The 17,306-nt window shown below is 34.4% G+C and carries 18 protein-coding genes; 6 read left to right on the plus strand and 12 right to left on the minus strand.

Annotation, left to right across the window (positions count from 1 at the left end; genetic code table 11):
* Window positions 1–11: 11 nt before the first annotated feature.
* The 3 genes from ACFSO7_RS11630 to ACFSO7_RS11640 are packed head-to-tail and all read right to left on the minus strand — an operon-like array spanning window position 12 to window position 3,233.
* On the minus strand, window positions 12–1,070 hold the full coding sequence (locus tag ACFSO7_RS11630) for an outer membrane lipoprotein-sorting protein (protein WP_377877478.1): 1,059 nt from the start codon (window positions 1,068–1,070) through the stop codon (window positions 12–14).
* Window positions 1,054–2,529 carry a sensor histidine kinase gene (locus ACFSO7_RS11635; RefSeq protein WP_377877479.1) on the minus strand — a complete coding sequence of 492 codons (1,476 nt, stop codon included), beginning with the start codon at window positions 2,527–2,529 and terminating at the stop codon, window positions 1,054–1,056. Before ACFSO7_RS11635 ends, ACFSO7_RS11630 begins: the two co-directional genes overlap by 17 nt.
* A complete protein-coding gene (locus tag ACFSO7_RS11640; protein ID WP_377877480.1) occupies window positions 2,526–3,233 on the minus strand; it encodes a response regulator transcription factor in 708 nt (235 codons plus the stop codon). The genes ACFSO7_RS11635 and ACFSO7_RS11640 overlap by 4 nt, the downstream gene beginning before the upstream one ends.
* Window positions 3,234–3,456: 223 nt before the next feature.
* Here ACFSO7_RS11640 and ACFSO7_RS11645 point away from each other — a divergent pair, with 223 nt between their 5' ends.
* From ACFSO7_RS11645 to ACFSO7_RS11660, 4 genes are all read left to right on the plus strand, one after another.
* On the plus strand, window positions 3,457–4,017 hold the full coding sequence (locus ACFSO7_RS11645; protein ID WP_377877481.1) for a tyrosine-type recombinase/integrase: 561 nt from the start codon (window positions 3,457–3,459) through the stop codon (window positions 4,015–4,017).
* Window positions 4,018–4,065: 48 nt separating this feature from the next.
* Window positions 4,066–4,563: a cation:proton antiporter regulatory subunit gene (locus ACFSO7_RS11650; protein WP_377877482.1), complete on the plus strand. Its 498-nt coding sequence runs from the start codon at window positions 4,066–4,068 to the stop codon at window positions 4,561–4,563.
* 6 nt (window positions 4,564–4,569) lie between these two features.
* Window positions 4,570–5,808: a cation:proton antiporter gene (locus tag ACFSO7_RS11655; protein ID WP_377877483.1), complete on the plus strand. Its 1,239-nt coding sequence runs from the start codon at window positions 4,570–4,572 to the stop codon at window positions 5,806–5,808.
* A 117-nt stretch (window positions 5,809–5,925) separates the two neighbouring features.
* A complete protein-coding gene (locus ACFSO7_RS11660) occupies window positions 5,926–6,228 on the plus strand; it encodes a hypothetical protein (protein WP_377877484.1) in 303 nt (100 codons plus the stop codon).
* A gap of 29 nt (window positions 6,229–6,257) precedes the next feature.
* On the opposite strand, the gene ACFSO7_RS11665 is transcribed toward ACFSO7_RS11660, so the two are convergent.
* Entirely contained in the window at window positions 6,258–6,644 is a 387-nt protein-coding gene (locus tag ACFSO7_RS11665) for a DoxX family protein (RefSeq protein WP_377877485.1), read from the minus strand.
* Between the two features lie 313 nt (window positions 6,645–6,957).
* On the opposite strand from ACFSO7_RS11665, the gene ACFSO7_RS11670 reads away from it, so the two are divergent.
* On the plus strand, window positions 6,958–7,908 hold the full coding sequence (locus ACFSO7_RS11670; protein WP_377877486.1) for a helix-turn-helix transcriptional regulator: 951 nt from the start codon (window positions 6,958–6,960) through the stop codon (window positions 7,906–7,908).
* A gap of 64 nt (window positions 7,909–7,972) precedes the next feature.
* On the opposite strand, the gene ACFSO7_RS11675 is transcribed toward ACFSO7_RS11670, so the two are convergent.
* The 8 genes from ACFSO7_RS11675 to ACFSO7_RS11710 all read right to left on the minus strand — a co-directional run bounded on the left by ACFSO7_RS11675 (window position 7,973) and on the right by ACFSO7_RS11710 (window position 16,188).
* Window positions 7,973–8,617: an MBL fold metallo-hydrolase gene (locus tag ACFSO7_RS11675; RefSeq protein WP_377877487.1), complete on the minus strand. Its 645-nt coding sequence runs from the start codon at window positions 8,615–8,617 to the stop codon at window positions 7,973–7,975.
* Window positions 8,614–9,495, minus strand: coding sequence for an alpha/beta hydrolase (locus tag ACFSO7_RS11680; RefSeq protein WP_377877488.1), 882 nt, complete (start codon window positions 9,493–9,495; stop codon window positions 8,614–8,616). The genes ACFSO7_RS11675 and ACFSO7_RS11680 overlap by 4 nt, the downstream gene beginning before the upstream one ends.
* A gap of 254 nt (window positions 9,496–9,749) precedes the next feature.
* The gene (locus ACFSO7_RS11685) at window positions 9,750–10,322 is read right to left on the minus strand and encodes an NADPH-dependent FMN reductase (RefSeq protein ID WP_377877489.1); all 573 of its coding nucleotides are present in this window, start codon (window positions 10,320–10,322) and stop codon (window positions 9,750–9,752) included.
* A gap of 104 nt (window positions 10,323–10,426) precedes the next feature.
* Complete coding sequence (locus ACFSO7_RS11690) at window positions 10,427–11,389, minus strand: DMT family transporter (protein ID WP_377877490.1); 963 nt, start codon at window positions 11,387–11,389, stop codon at window positions 10,427–10,429.
* Window positions 11,390–11,438: 49 nt separating this feature from the next.
* Window positions 11,439–12,446: a serine hydrolase domain-containing protein gene (locus ACFSO7_RS11695; protein WP_377877491.1), complete on the minus strand. Its 1,008-nt coding sequence runs from the start codon at window positions 12,444–12,446 to the stop codon at window positions 11,439–11,441.
* Window positions 12,447–12,504: 58 nt separating this feature from the next.
* Window positions 12,505–13,311, minus strand: coding sequence for a hypothetical protein (locus ACFSO7_RS11700; RefSeq protein WP_377877492.1), 807 nt, complete (start codon window positions 13,309–13,311; stop codon window positions 12,505–12,507).
* Window positions 13,312–13,514: 203 nt separating this feature from the next.
* The gene (cyoE, locus tag ACFSO7_RS11705) at window positions 13,515–14,447 is read right to left on the minus strand and encodes a heme o synthase (RefSeq protein WP_377877493.1); all 933 of its coding nucleotides are present in this window, start codon (window positions 14,445–14,447) and stop codon (window positions 13,515–13,517) included.
* 478 nt (window positions 14,448–14,925) lie between these two features.
* Complete coding sequence (locus tag ACFSO7_RS11710; protein WP_377877494.1) at window positions 14,926–16,188, minus strand: Zn-dependent hydrolase; 1,263 nt, start codon at window positions 16,186–16,188, stop codon at window positions 14,926–14,928.
* 208 nt (window positions 16,189–16,396) lie between these two features.
* Here ACFSO7_RS11710 and ACFSO7_RS11715 point away from each other — a divergent pair, with 208 nt between their 5' ends.
* A complete protein-coding gene (locus ACFSO7_RS11715) occupies window positions 16,397–17,269 on the plus strand; it encodes an alpha/beta hydrolase (protein ID WP_377877495.1) in 873 nt (290 codons plus the stop codon).
* The last annotated feature ends 37 nt before the right edge of the window (window positions 17,270–17,306 follow it).

A 17,306-nucleotide genomic window follows, 5' to 3' on the forward strand; every position in this document is an offset into this window, starting at 1 on the left:
CTCCCTACTCTTTAAAATTTCTTCATTGCATTAGCAATCTTCATGATCTCTTCCTTCTTTACTACATTAGCAAGGTCATAAATCGTGTACTGAATACCGTCTTCGCTCCAACTCAATGAATAGCCATTTCCATTTTCTTTTTTTAATTGCGCTTCATTTCCACGTATCATATGGTCTCCTTGAATCTTCATGTCAGTTTCAGAAATTTTTCTCATAAAAACAGTAAAATACGTAAGTTGTTTTTCCTTTGTATAGGAAAGGCTGATGACACCTTTACTTTCCTCAACTGATTCAATTTGAATATCTTCTGAACTAGGAAAATAATAAAAGGATTGATTAAAATAGGTTTTCATCTCATCTAAAGTAATGAACTTTCTTGCCGAAGGTTCCTCAATCTTTTCTACACCTTCCGGAAGCTCTAGAGTGAATTTTTCAGTTAAATCAGAAGGATTGGCTTTGTAAACCTTAAACAAAGTTTCTTGACGTTCATTTCCAATTACACTTACCATCTTTTTCATCATCCATGTTTCTTGATTTATCCAAAGTTCTTTATCACCAAAAATCGCCCTCTGGTCCTTCGCTTTTAATTTCAAATGATAGGTTGGAGCACCATCAATTTCTTTCTCACCAACCAATTTAATCTCGTGAGTGCTCGAAAATTCCTGAAGCATTTGAATGATAGAATCAATCATTGATTTTGGTTTTGTTAGTGGATTATTTTGCGACTCCATCACAACCGCTTTCGCATCTCCATCGGTATAAATAATTCGGTTATCACCGTCATAAACCGAATATTGAACAGGTTGACCTTTTGGCATTGTTTCTATTCTCTCTTTACCTGTTTTAAATTCATACCAATGTTTCGATGTATTTTGATTTTGAACTTTATTATTTTCATAGATGGTTGTTTCCGTCTCTATGTAATAGGAATCAGGAATCTGTGTCGTCATTCTGTACTCAATTATTTCCTCCATCATTTGATCATAAGAGGTCAACCGATTTTGACTACAGCCAGAAAGAAGGATAACAAATAAAATTCCTATGATTCCTAGTCTAGTAAAGCTTATCATTTTCTCTATCTCCTTTTAAAAAGTAAGGAAGGCAGCAAACAACAGAAGTTCCATATCCGTCTTTCGAATACACACGAATTGACCCTCCATGTTTTTCGATAATCATTTTTACAATACTTAACCCTAACCCTGTTCCTTGATCTTTCTTCGTCCGTGAAGCTTCCACTTGATATAATGGCTGAAGAATTTTTTCCTGTTCGTGAAAGTCAATTCCCTTCCCTTCATTTTGAACAATCATCATCATGCCATGTCTTGTTTTCTCGATAGATTCTATAAATGGTGGGAAAATCCAATCCGGTAATTTCATCTCTTCTGAAAAAGCACCTAGCCATATGTTATTGGTTGTTGATGTGTGCTTTAAAGCATTACTAAATAAATTGTCAACTACCCTTGTCAGTTGGTTGATGTTCACTTCAAGAATTCCTGTTGTTCGAATATCCGCTGTAAGATGAATGTTTCTTTGGCTACATACTTCTTCATAGCCGCTATATAACATTTCAAAAAGCTCTTCACTTTCCACAACGACTTTCTCAACTGGTCGATCATTGTTTTGCAATAAAGTGTAGATGGTCAGATCATCAAACATTTGCTTCATAAAATCTACTTTATCAACAATAATTTCAAGATAATCTTTCTTTTCTTGTTCTGTTAAATGATTGTGTAAAACCGACTCACTGTACGCTCTAATGGATGTAAGTGGTGTTTTTAAATCATGTGAAATGGAGGCAATCATGTACTCTTTTTCATTTTGTGTTTGTTCAATCCTTTGCTGACTTTCAGAAAGCATGGTTTTCATCGTTTCAAAATGTTTGATTAAGTCGCCGATTTCATCTTTTCTAGGTTTAAGTTTGTCTATCTTTTCACCTGAACCGAGTAAATCCATTTGTGTCATTAATTGTTTAATGGGCTGAATCAGTTTTCTATTTACGAAATAAATCATCACGATGTATATGACGATAAAAGTTAGGAAAAGTAGCGCTATGATCATATCCCTTTTAGCTTCAAGCTTTTCAATATTCTCTACCCTCATCATACTAATCTCATAAACTCCAATTAGTTTATCTTCAAAAAATACAGGCTTTTTTATCGTGTGCGCTCGTAATCCTGTTTGCAAGCGATAGAAATCTTGATAAAGCTCTGATTTATCCACACGGCGATTTCTCCATTTATCAGAAGGATGCGAATATAAAATATTTCCACTAGCACTAAATAAAGCGATTCCAACATTTTTATCCGCCAATTCATCCAACTGATCTAGATATCTGTCCGTATTCATATAGAGTGCTGGCTGCTGTAAATCTTGATCAAGCTTACTCAACATTACTTCCACTTTTAAAAAATCATGAAAGGCTTGTTTTTCATAATAACTTTGTATCCAGTTATAAAAAAGGTATGTAAAGATCACAGGCAACAGCATGATGACCAAATAAGAGATCATTAACCAAGTTTTTACCTTCATTCGTTCACTCCGATAAACCGATATCCGACTCCCCAAGCAGTTTGAATATAAACTGGGTTTCGGATCGAATCATTTAATTTTGTCCGCAAACTTTTTATATGTACGGTAACGGTATTATTCCCATCCACATCCACTTGGTTCCAAATATGCTCGTAAATCTCTTTTTTTGAAAAAACTCTACCAGGATGCTTGATAAACATCACTAATAGATCAAACTCTTTAACGGTTAATGAAATCTCTTTTTGATCTACTTTTACATTTTTATTTTGTAAATCGACTATTAATCCCGGCTGAAACGTTAATACTTGATCGTTCAATTGCTTGTCCATATCATAGTAACGCTGATATCGCCGTAATAGTGATTCCACTCGGGCTTCTAATTCACGTAAACTAAAGGGCTTCGTTAAATAGTCATCTGCTCCATCTTTCAATCCACGAACTTTGTCATCCTCGTCCACCTTCGCACTCAAGATTAAAATAGGAATATCACTTTGTAATCGAACATGCTTAACTAACTGAAACCCATCCATCTCTGGGAGCATGAGGTCAACCATAACCAGGTGATAGTCACCCTGTTGAAAATCCTCCCAACCTTCCTTTCCTGATGATGCCCAGGTGACTAAGTATCCTTTTCGTCTTAAGTGATCACAAACAATTCTCGCAATCTCTGAATCATCTTCTGCCAGTAAAATATGTACACTCAAAACCAAACTGCCTCCTTCGATTAGAAGTATATATGCTAAAAATAAGTTCGTTTAAAATTTAATAAATTCTTTATAAATCTAGTTTTATTATACAATTTACGTATTAAGACTACGATATGGTTGGTTAAAATAAGTTAATGTTTACCAAAATTTATTAAATTTGAATGTTACATAACACTATGTTAAACTCATATTATGTAACATGAATGAAAGGGCGTTATTTATGGAGTATGTCGAAGCTTTAAGAGACATCATGCAGATCAATTCCATCAAAAAATATTTAAAAAAGCATTCCGAGCGTGACTACGTACTCTTTGTTTTCGGCATTAATACGGGGTTGAAAATTACCGAAATGCTTGATATTAAAGTGGGTGATTTACTAGAAAGTACAGATTGTGTGAAAAATTTCTATCTATATCCACACAATGAAATCATGAAAGAAATATACCTTAATACAAAGGTAAAGCAAGCCATTTTGCATTATGTACAACATCAACATCTTTCCAATGAAGATTTTTTATTCAAATCCACAAAAACAGATAAACCAATTACCCGCCAGCAAGCCTATCGAATTATTCACCAAGCAGCAGAATCGATTGGAATTGAAGGGAAAATTGGTACCAACTCGATGCGTAAAACCTTTGGATATCATGCCTATAAACGCGGTATTGCCATTTCACTTTTACAAAAGCATTTCAATCACTCCACCCCATCCGAAACACTTAAATATCTTGGGATATCTAAAGATGAGAAAATTAGAACGGAAATTGATGTCAATCTTTAGGATTGAGTCTCTTAATCCATGTACAAACCATATAAGGAGGAATAGAAAATGAACATTCGGGAAATTGAACTTCCAGGTATCGGAAAAAAATTCGAAGCAATCACGAAAGATAATGAGAAATTGGTTATCATCATTCATGACGACGGCAGAAGAGAAATGTATTATTTTGAGCAGGGTCAGTACGAGGAATCCTCGGCTAGCATCTCCTTGGATGATAAAGAAGCAAGGCAAATTGCGGCAATTATTGGTGGGATGACTTATGCTCCAAAAGCATTGGAATCAATTGAGATGGCCTTTGATGATTTAATGATTGAATGGTTCAAGGTAGAGCCTGAAGCCATTGCCGTTAATCAAACAATCGGTAAATTAAATATTCGCCAAACGTACGAAGTTAATATTGTAGCTATTATCAAAAAAGATCATCAGAAAATTCTCACCCCAGGTCCTGAAACCCTCATCGAAGTTGGAGATACACTCATCGTATCTGGACAACGTAATCAAGTAAAGTTAATCGTAAAAGACATACTTTCAAGAAAGGGTGGGTGATGTATTATGACAAATCACTTAGTTTTTGAAGTAGGTACAGCATTAATTTTAGTTGCCCTTACTGCATTACTAGCAAGTAAATTGAAATTTTCGATCATCCCATTTCTTATTCTTCTTGGAATGGCTTTAGGTCCACATGCTCCTCAAATAGGTATCATTGATCTTACCTTCATCAAAAGCTCAGAAATTATTGAGTTTTTCGGACGAATTGGCGTTTTATTCTTACTATTTTATTTAGGACTTGAATTTTCTGTAGGAAAATTAATTCGGTCGGGTAGATCGATTGTTGTCGGTGGAACGATATATGTGGCACTTAACTTTGTATTAGGTTTAGGTTATGGTTTTATCGTCGGATTTCCTATTATGGAAACATTAATTATTGCTGGTCTCCTAAGTGTTTCCTCCAGTGCCATTGTTGCCAAAGTTCTAGTAGATTTAAAAAGAACCGCCAATGCGGAAACAGAATTAATTTTAGGAATTATTCTGTTTGATGATATTTTCCTAGCTTTATACCTCTCTATCATGTCTGGCCTCTTACTAGGCGGTTCAACGACGATATTAGGTACGATGACATCCGTTCTAATATCTTTAGGATATATGATTTTATTTTTCATTATTGCTCGTAAAGGAGCTCCAATCCTCAATAAACTATTAAACATCAAATCTAATGAAATTTTCGTCATCGTCATATTTGCTTCATTATTTTTTGTTGCTGGTTTTTCTGAAAAGCTCCATGTCGCCGAAGCCATTGGTGCCTTATTACTTGGCTTAGTCTTTTCTGAGACAGAACATCGTGAACGCATTGAGCATTTAGTAATCCCCTTTAGAGATTTCTTTGGCGCTATTTTCTTCTTCAGCTTTGGATTAAGTATCGACCCTTTCAGCTTAGGTGGGGCTGTCTGGCTAGCTCTAGGTGCTGTTATCCTTACCATTATTAGTAACTTTGTAGCTGGGATGATTTCCGGAAGAAAGGCAGGATTATCTTATAAAGCCTCTTCAAATATCGGATTAACAATCGTTTCTAGAGGTGAATTTTCGATCATTGTTGCTAATTTAGGCCTGATGGGAGGCTTAATGCCCATATTAAAACCATTTACTGCTGTTTATGTCTTAATTTTGGCGATCATTGGCCCATTATTAACAAGAGAATCCAAAAATATTTATTTATTTTTAAATAAAATATTCAAATGGGAAGCACAAACACAAAAGAATCAGTTACCTCAAAGAAAAAACCTTGATCTTTAATCTAAAGTAAGCTAACAAAGTTGAACAATCAACATTGTTAGCTTATTTCTCTACCTTTGCTTGTTGTTAACGCAAGGTAAGTTTCAACTATACTCTAATGAAAGGAGACGATGTTTTATGGGCATTGGATTAGCCATTTCGTTATTAACCTATGTCTTTTTATTAGTGATGTCCTATGTGATTATTATTTGCACTAAGGAGAATAAAGAGAGAGGCTCTAAAATTGTTAACAAAGCTTATCAGCACGCATATACCATCTTTCTCTTCGGTAACCTTATTATCATCGCCCTCATACAATTGCCACACATCACTTTAGACATTCAAACCACAAGCTACCTCATTCTGATAAATAAATTCATTTCAGTCCTCACACTAGGTGGCAGCCTTTATCTTCTTAACCATAATTATTGCAAACGATAAATTAAAGTCCTTTAAATATTTGTATAATCTTAGAAACTCGTTGATTGCTTTGTTAAATGATTTAATTCTTTTTTTATCGCTACGGCTAAAAGACCGCCTATTATTGCTATATTCTGTAAGAAACTCAAGAATTCAGATGCTGCCTGTTCTGCTGGCATAGCCCAAAAGTTGTGAAAAATAACATTAGTCGGTAAAAGGAACAATGCTAGTACAGTAGCGACAATTTTCAATTTTTTCCCAAAAACTAACATAACACCACCAACGACTTCAACGAGGATAGCTACCACTAATAATGCAGGAATCAACGGTAAACCCTTCATAGCCATCCAATCCGCCGTAGCTCCCCAATTCAATATTTTATATACGCCCATATATGTAAAAACTAAACCAATTAATATTCTACCGAATTTCTCCATCGTAAACTCTACTCCCTCTATTATTAAAATTGACTTATCTATCTTTAAAACTAATTACTATACCACCCTAATGTATATAATATAAAAAAAAATTTTAGACAATTTCTTAATTCATTCAACTTATCACCTCCTGATTCATAATATACTATACCCATCTACCGTATGTAAAGGGTTATTTATTACAAATATTTACTTCATATTTCTAACCTTAATCCACATCTTGAAATTTTTCACCTATTCTTTCGCTTATACCATGACATTTCCAGCTCTAATAAAGTATATTGGTGACATAATCTTTCGTAGGTGATCTATAATGAAAAAAATGAATCGATTATTTGAATTACTGAATTATATAAATGACATAAAAAGGTTTAGCACGCAGGATCTCGTTGAACACTTTTCCGTTTCTAAAAGAACGATTATAAGAGATTTAAAGATTCTAGAAGATATGGGTGTTCCAATCTATAGCACCACCGGTCCAAATGGTGGCTATGAGATTTTACAAGCTGCTAAAGTGCCGTCCATTCCCTTATCGATGGAGGAGGCAACAGGTGTTCTTTTATCTTACGAAATGCTAGAGCTTTATCCAGACAGCCCTTTTAAAAAAGATCACATCCCTACGGTTTCAAAAATACGTGCCAGTTTACCTAGAAACCTATTAAACGAAGTTGATGAGTTTAAAAAGAGAATCTTACTAGATGTTCCACACCGAACAACAAAAAATATATTTCTTAAGGAACTTCTTTTAGCTGCCATTTCGAAAACCATCATTAACATCGAATATGAATCAAAGTCTGGGTGTACAAGAAGAAATATTTATCCTTTTGGCATCTATATGTCAAATGGATTGTGGTATTGTGGCTGCTATTGCTATAAAAGACAAGAGCACGTCACACTTAGAGTCGATCGCATTGTTTCCTTGGAAGAGTTAGATGACAACCATCTTGAAAAACCAGAGGATCAAACTTTTGCAGAATGGAGAAAAATGCGAAAGAAATGCGACGAGGACAAACTTCTTTCTCTTCATATCTCTTTAACTCAAAAGGGATGTAAGATGCTGGATCCAGAACCACATTTTGCAGCATTAATTAAGGTCGCACTTGATGGTACAGGAGAAATAAAAACGAAGATTTCACCGGATGATATCGATTGGTACGGTTCAATCATGCTATCCATGCATACAGAAATCCATGTTCATGAGCCGATAGAATTAATTGACTGGATAATGAACAAAACCTGCAATATTAGGGAGAAATATCAATAAAAAAGGTAAGCTTGGTCGCTTACCTTTTTCCTCCTGTTTTTTCTAACCGATATGGGGTGGGGGACTAAAGCATATTCAATATTTTTTCAATCACTTGCCTATCTAAAATGATATTATGACCAGATACACAAGTATCAAATTTCAACTTGTGATATTTTAATAGCGTGTTTCGATACTCATCTTTTGAGCACTCTAAACTTGGAAGCAATTCATCCAATGAATCACCGATATTATCAGCTACATTTAATACCTTATCCACTTCATCCAGCACACTGATGGTATCCATCGTATGCCCAGGTGTGTACATGATTCTTATCTGATCTTCCGGAAAATATAATTCCTTTTCGAAGGTTAAATTAGGAAGAACCATTTCTGCTTCACCATCAACATATTGATGATACTTCTGAATCATTTCTTCCCAATGTAACTCTATCATTTCCTTACAACGTTTGTGAGAGATAATCATGCTTTCTTGGAATGAACAATTTCCCCAGATATGATCCCAATGATAATGTGTATTAATCACGATGAGTGGTTTGTTATCGTGTTTGATATATTCCTTAACAGGCTCCATACTTAAGGAACCAAGACCCGTATCAATAAGATAATTGTACTTATTACCCATTATAAGTTGAATATTTAAGTTCCAGCCTGCTGGGACATGATAGGTAAAAAGAAAACTTCTACTTTTTATTTTTTCTATTTTCATTGACTCACTCCATCTATAAACTCTAGTGCTATTTCTCCCGCTTCCTTTGGATATTGAAACCAAACATAAGCATGATAGGAGCCCTTTATATATTTAATTTCATATGAATCTAGTAAGGATGCAAAATAGTCTAGACTGTTCTTTATTTTTTCATTTTCTGACTCATCCTGACTTGGAAGAAAAAGGACCGGGCATGTCACCTTTTTATAATAGTCCTCAAAACGAAGTTCCCAATACTTTGAGATGTACTCCGTTCGAACATAGTTTGGATAACCATTCGTGTAATAACCGTCTTCCGATTGTGTCATCGTACTTTTTATATAATTTAAAATATGGTCGCTCCATAGACCACTTTGTACAAAGGATTTTTTTACTTCCTCTATATACTCTGACTCTGAATTACAGATTGGTAGCTTGCGATTATTTATTTGTGGTCTTAGCTTTTCTTTTTCTTGGTTAATTTCTTCCACACTACCATTAAATAGCCCATATTCCCCGAATTCATTATAGATGGCCCCTTCACATATAATGGATGTGACCATATCGGGATGAGAAGCTGCTAGACTTATTGCCACTTCTGCTCCAAGTGAGCTGCCTATAACATGGCATTGCTTAATATTTAGCTCCTTTAACAATAAGTACATATCATTTGCCATGTCATCAATATGATAACCAGTTAGTGGCTTATCGGATTTCCCTTGTCCGCGAAGATCTGGAGCAATCACACTATATTTCTCTGTAAAAATGGGTAAGACCCCATCCCACATTTGTAACGTTCCCCCGCTAAAATGAAGAAATAGAATGGTATCTTCGTGATCTAATGAATATTTAACATTGATTCCGATTGAGTTTTCTAGTTTAATTATTTTTTCAATCATTGGATTATCCTCCTAGTGCCACATTATTAATTTTCATTTTAAAATGTATTAGTGACAAAAACTGTCATTAATAAAAAATAAAAGTACTCCAGTTCAAAATGAACGGAGTACTTTACTTTTTGTATTTACAAGTCAAAAAAGAAATCATTAGGGAAGATCTACTAACATTAGTCCAATACTTAAAGATTTAAAAAAACTGATGGCGATTGTTCGATCATTCTAATATCTATTTACTTTTTATAACATAAAAAAACTTATAGTCGGATAGCAGTGCTTTCTCTTTTCTTTTCAACTTCTTCTATAATGGCTAAGACTAAGTTATCCATTATACTAACTGTTTTTTCATCAATAATTTCCCCCATATCATTAATCTTTGAAGGAGCTTGGGAAATTAACACTTCCGGTCTTCTAATCAATTGAGCATTCATTGCATACAAAATTTCTCTTAGGTGTAATTGTCCCCTCACTGTGCCAAGCATACCAGGAGTTGCCCCAATAATAGCTGCTAATTTATTCGATAGTGGTGTCCCTGTAACAGGTCTTGAAATCCAATCAAGCGCATTTTTGAGAACACCTGTAATCGACGAATTATATTCTGGTGAACTTATTATGACAACATCTGCATTCTTTATTTTCTCTGCTAAATTTTTCACGGCAATAGGAAGATCTTCTTCTAGATCCGTATTATATAATGGTACTTCTGACAAGTCTCCAAGCTCAAACATATAGTTTTCTGGCAATAGTTTGCTCAAATATAAGAGAAGATCTTTGTTTATCGAGTTTTTTCTAAGACTTCCACAAATTCCTACTACTTTTAATTTTTCCATTTGGTTGATTCTCCTTTGGTTATTTTTATCTAGATCAGATGATAAAGATACCGTTCTACTAAATTAATATTTGTGATATTCATTTTATAATTAAAGATGCAGGTTTAATGGCTTACCTGTTTCCTATTTTCTGTTTTGCAGTGCTTTATTTGCCTCTTTCCTTTATATAGATTCGTTCCCATGACACCGGTGATAATCATAATTGAACCAATCACATGGTGAATTTTTATTTCTTCTTGTAGGAAAAATGCACCCCCTAAAATAGATATCACGGTTGATAAATTAGAAAAAATACTCATTTTCGAAGCTGGTATTTTCGACAGAATATAATTTGATAAAAAGGAAGTTAACATCGTTGCGAATATTCCTAAAAATACTACAGCGAGCATGAAATCTGATTTTATGAATAAAGTAAAATAATCTATCAGATTCCCTTTAATTACCTTTTGCCCAATGGCATATAGATTAAAGAAAACCATTCCAAATGTAACCATTATGTAAGTCATTTGGAAAGGACTAAAAGAAACGGATAGATATCTAGCTAATACGGCATAGCCAGATATCGAAATACATGAGACAAGCAGAAACAATATTCCAAATAGTTGCTCTTGAGATACCTTAAGTTCTAGTCCGTTCATCAAGAAGATATAGACTACTCCAAAAATAGACAAGCAGATAAAAAGAATCTGAATACTATTCACTCTTTCTTTTAAGAATAAGGAAGCAAAAATAGCCGTCAAAGCAGGAGAAAATGCCAGGATAATCCCCCCTTCAGCTGAAGAAGTATAATTAAGTCCAAATGCCTGAAAGCTAAAAAATAAGGTAGGGTAAAATAAAGCCAGTATAATTAAAGAAACAATCGTCTTTTTATTTTTGACTTGAAAAGTTCGCTTATTTTTAACAAAGGCTTTTATGTAAATGGTTAGAACAATCCATCCAATAAGAAAACGATATCCCAATGTATCGATCGGGGATGATGCCTCTAAAGCAATTTTTGTGAATAAGAAGGATAGACCGACAATTGTTGCATTTAATAAGGCGGCAATATACGGTGCTGAATTTTTCAAGTAATCCCTTCCTTGTTTGTGTTTTTCTTTAGTTATATTAACGGTATCATCATATAAATTTTTGCCAAAAGTGTAGTTTTTGGTCAAATAAGATGGAGGAAATTTCCCGGCATATCCATGTTCCTCCCAATTCTTTCATGGAAAACTTTGAATAGGATATTGTGTTATTACTTAATACAACGATTGTAATATCATCCTTGATATATCGCTCAAGATGAGTAGTGTATCCACCAGGATGTGTTCCACCGTGAGACATGCTTTTTCTACCAAACAGATTCTTAATAATCCAACCGTAACCAATTGTCACATACTTTCCCTTATATGAAGGGTGTTCCATTAAATTAATAGATTCCTCGTTTAGAAGGATTTGAGTTTTAAGCGCTAAATCAAATTGATGGATGTCTTCAACAGTTGAAAAGGTTTCTCCGCACGCAAATAAAACGGAAGGACTTATATGAGGCCCACTTTCTTGATTAATATAGTTTAAAGCAACGTCATTTACTCCTTCACTAATAAAACCAGTATTAACCATACCAGATGGGATGAGTATATTCTCTCTAACATAATCGTAGTAAGACATCCCTGTTATCTTTTCAATAATTATACCTAGCATCAAATAACCAGTGTTATTGTAAGACGATTTTTTTCCTGGAGGAAATTTCAAACGGTGCTGTTCCACTACATCAAGTATTTGTTCTGGTGTATAATCCTGATCCCATTTGATTTTATTCCGTAGCATTAAATAGTTTACGATTCCGGATGTATGATTCAATAAGTGATGGATCGTAATACCCTTTCCCTGATAATGCGGAAAGAAATCTTCTATTGATTGGGTTAATGTTAATTTTCCTCGTTGTATGAGCTGCAAGATACTTACTGCAGTTAATGGTTTATTTAACATAGAACCTACACAAAATTTTGTATCTATTTTATTTTTTATTTGGTTTTCTTTATCTGCCCAACCAAATGCATGTTCAAAAACAATTCTTCTATTTTTCAAGATGGAGACAACCCCTGAAAAGTTTTTTTCACTCAAGTAATTTCTTACTTCTTCCATCAATAACACCTCCATTGTTCCAGTTCAGACTGGATGTTTAATAATTAACATTCATTCTCTATCTTTCAATATGATAAATATAACGATCTGCAGATTTTATAATAGCTTCCTTTCCCTCGTTTTCAATATAGTATTCAAAAGCACCATATATCGAATTGAAATCATATTTATCGACAATCTGTCTTATCTTTTTCACTTCACTTGTAGGTAAAGGTATTCTGTTAGGGTGGCTGTATAAAAAGCTTACCCATCCAGGATCAGGAACAATAAAAATGGTGTCTCCTACTAATAATGTACCTTTACTATTTGATCCATAGTTCCAATGCAGTACTGAACTTCCTTTAAAATGACCACCCAAGTTAATTAGGGAAACTTCAGAATTTAATTGAATAGTTTCTCCGTTCCAAAAATGATAGTTTAAACTTTCCCTGGCTATCCATTCCCTATCTGCTTCATGAATATAAATTGGACATTCAAAAGCATCTGCCCAAACGGTAATCGTACTATAATAATGAGGATGTGATATTGCTATTCCTTTAAGACCACCTAACCCATTTATCTTATCAATAGTTAGTTGGTCAATATATGTAATACAATCCCATAATATATTCCCTTCAGGAGTTGTAACTAGATAAGCCCTTTGCCCGATACCGACTTGCGGTTTTGTTTGTATCGCATATAATCCTTCTTCTATTTGAATAAATTCGTTATAATGCCCCGTCTCTAAAAGACCATTTAAATCAATCCAGTCTTGACCTGATTGAGGAACGTACTGTCGGTCATCTGAACAAATTTTACATATTACAGGTGGTAAGATTGAAGCTTCATACTGTACACCACATGTTTTACATACATAATTTATCATTAGTCCTTTTCCTCCAAACTCCCTAAGGTTTCTATTTAATTATAATAGCTAACGTTCGTTAGTTAGTCAACATGGATACTTAAAATTTTCCACTTTTTTCATTAACCTTGGAAATAAAAGAACGTTTTAAATAATTTTACTTCAAATCTACAAAAAAAAATGAAGTAACCCCTGTCAAAGTAAACGGAGTACTTCATTTCTTTTTACAAATCAAAAAATATGCCCATTAAAGAGTAGATGATGACAGTCGAAAAAAGAATCGTCATATGAAAAAGGGAAAAGATGAACATCGATTTTGCCCATTTTTCCGAATCCATTTTTTTATAACCAGAAATGCTTAAGTAAAGCCAGGCGATACTCAACAGAAGGGCTACAAACATTAATCCCGTACTTAAAGAAACAAATAGAAAACTGATGACTATTAAAACAATTAAATAAATATTCGTTTGAATATAGGTTCTTTTAACTCCCTTTACGACTGGAAGCATTGGAACATTGGCAGCTTTGTACTCATCATGCTTACGAATCGCAATCGCATAGAAATGCGGCATTTGCCAAAGAACCGTTATGACAAATAGACCAAGTATGGCAGGATGTGTGATATCTGGATGAATGGCAGCCCAGCCAATTAGTGGTGGCATTGCTCCAGAAATACTTCCAATCTCTGTATTATAGATCGTTCTTCTTTTACTCCACATTGTGTAAGGGACGACATAAATAAACAAACCTAAAAATCCTAATAGTGCGGCAAGAGGAGTAGCAAGAGCCAGAGCGCCTAAACCGAAAATAGTCATGAGCGTACCAAGCCATACTACTGTTTTGGGCTGTATTTCCCCTGTCACCGTTGGTCTATTTTTTGTTCGCTTCATAACCGAGTCAATGTCCCGATCATACAAATTGTTAAAAGCCCCTGCTGCACCAATTACTAAAATCGAACCGATCAAGGCAAAAACAATTTCTGAAGCTTTTTCATAAATGTCAATCTGATAGGTGTATAATGCTAGAGTCAATCCAGCAATCATCGGAATCAAATTGGATTTAATAATACCTGTTTTAATGGTTGCTGCCAAAATTTTCGAAAAGGACTGCTTTGGCAAATTTACAGAATTTTTTTCAAATCTATTATTATTTCTCATGACACATCCTATGGTTCCCTTTTATTATTTGTTATTCGAATATATGTATTTCTTTCTATTCAGGTTGAAATACGCTCGACTATTACATTGTAACTTTTTTACGCCTCTTTACACAACTGATCATTACTAATTTTCTTTTGAAATCAGCTTATAACGACCTTATTCTCATACATTTCTATTAATATCATCATATATATTTTTAATAGTTTCGGCAACTAAGGTTAGGAGATTGAGCAATACTTTTACGGTTCTTAAAGGACTAACAGTACTACATACTCTAGATTTAAATAAATTTAAAAATAGGATACATTAGGAGGATTCAGATGAAAAAATTAGGCAAGATGACTTAGTTTCAGGATTTGTTCCTCATCAAAATCACCGATCAGTCCATGGGCTTAATTCAATACACAAACAAAAGACCACTCAAAGGAGTAGTCCGGATATAAAATTGCGTCTTTTCAATTATTGGATATAGATTTCATACTTTCAATTCTTCAAAAAACTTGAAATCCAGCTTCGAAAAATGAAGTACGACTTCCTCTAAAACGTCAATACCAGTTAGAATATCGTCAAGGTCGGTAAACTCTTCTGGGTGGTGACTTAGCCCATCAACAGATGGTACAAAAATAAGTCCTGTAGGACATAGCCTTGTCATGTTCATAGCGTCATGCCCAGCCCCACTAGCCATCACGTTATAAGAAAGATTTTTTTTCTTGCAAATCATTTCTACAACGTCATTTATTTCAGTAGATAGCAATACTGGTTCCTCTTTGCTAATTTCCCGGCTACAAATTTGAAGCTGTCTATTCTTTTCTACGGTTAGAATTTTTTGATATAGTTGATCCAATACCCTTTGTCTAGATTCTACCGAAGTTGACCTAATGTCAATTTTAATTTCCACTTCGCCTGGAACTACGTTCATTGCACCTGAATGAACATCAATAACACCAACAGTAGCCACCGTTCCATAATTTTGTTCTGCAAATGCTATTTTTTCAAGTTCCAATGCTATTTCGGAAGCACCAAGAAGGGCATCCTTTCTCATATTCATTGGAGTCGTGCCCGAATGTGAAGGGGTTCCTTCTATTTTGACAAGTAATCTCACTGGGGCTGCTATCCCTGTAACAATACCAATCTTTTTATTATTATTTATTAAGACCGGTCCCTGCTCTACGTGCAATTCAAAAAAAGCTTTTATTTTTTCATTAACCCTGCTCGCATTTTCAATACTATTGATTTCAAAGGCACATAAGGAAAGAGCCTCTTCAAACGTGATACCATCTTTGTCTTTTAAATACCTCAATTTCTCCTTATCAAAAAGTCCAGTCATAGCCTTACTTCCCACTGTTGAAACTCCAAATCTAGAAGATTCTTCACATGCAAATGAAATGATTTCAATTGGATGATCTGTTTCAATACTTTTTTCATTAAGTCGTTTTATTACTTCTAAAGCGGCGGTAACACCTACAACTCCGTCATATTTCCCACCTTGATATACACTATCCAAATGAGATCCAATTAAAACAGGAGGGAGACCTTTTATTTTCCCTTCTCTTCTGGCAATAACGTTACCACACTGGTCCATCCGGATATCGAGCCCTTCGGCTTTACACATACGCATAAAAGCATGTGTACAAGTCTGTTCCTCATTTGTATATGCAATTCTTGTAATTCCCTTTTCTCCTGAGTTATATTGGCTAATGTTATCAAAAAGTAATTGATATCTTTGCTTACTATCCATACAGATATCTCCTATCCATAATTCATCGTTTGAATACTTCTATTATAGAACTTAACGATCAATCATCGTATAATCCTCCTAAATGACAGGTTATTTATTGGGCACTATATACAATGATATTAATATGTTCTTTTGCTATATTAATTAATTGGAGAGATACGAATGAAAGTATAGACATTATTTACTTTATAGGATGTGTTTGACACCAATGAAAAGTACTATATTATATAAAAAAAGTGAAAACTATACACTAAAGGCTGATTTCTATGGTACTAACCGTGAAAATGCTCCAGTAATCATTTACATTCACGGTGGCGGTCTACTTTGGGGAACTAGAGAAGAACTTTCGGAACAAATGGTACAACTTTACACCGATAATGGATTTGCATTGTTTTCTATTGACTATAGGCTAGCTCCTGAAACAAAATTGCCAAATATCCTTGAGGACGTTAGAGACGCTTTACATTGGGTAGAATCTGAAGGACCAAAACAGTATTCTATAAATCCGGAAAGAATAGCTGTCATAGGAAGTTCAGCAGGAGGTTTTCTTGCACTTAGTACTGGAACATTTACTTTAAAGCCTCGAGCAATTGTCTCTTTCTATGGTTATGGTGACATCGGTGCAAATTGGGCAACAAACCCAAATAAATATTATTGTCAAAAAGACTTGGTACCAAAAGAAATGGCAAAAAAGCTTGTGACAAATAATATTATTACAGAGGGAACTGTTGAGGATCGTTTCCTTTTATATTTATATGCAAGACAGACTGGTGAATGGATTCAAGAGATAACAGGTATTAACCCACAAATCAATCCGGAGGAGCTTTTAGCTTTTTCTCCAATTCATAACATTCACGAAGATTATCCACCAACTTTATTATTACACGGAACGAATGATGTGGATGTGCCATACGAACAGTCTGTGTTCATGAGAGCTGCTTTACTTAAAAAGGGAGTACAATGCAAGTTAATTACGATTCCAAATGGGGAGCACGTATTTGACAAAGATTTTCATAACCCAGTTGTGCAAAATTCATTGAAGCAGGTTATTGAATTTCTTCAAATTTATTTAGATAATTAATTAAAATAATGAAGGAAAAGGCTGCTTAAGAAACAAG

It is taken from the genome of Bacillus sp. CGMCC 1.16607 (assembly GCF_042683745.1).
Lineage (GTDB): Bacteria > Bacillota > Bacilli > Bacillales > Cytobacillaceae > Pseudoneobacillus.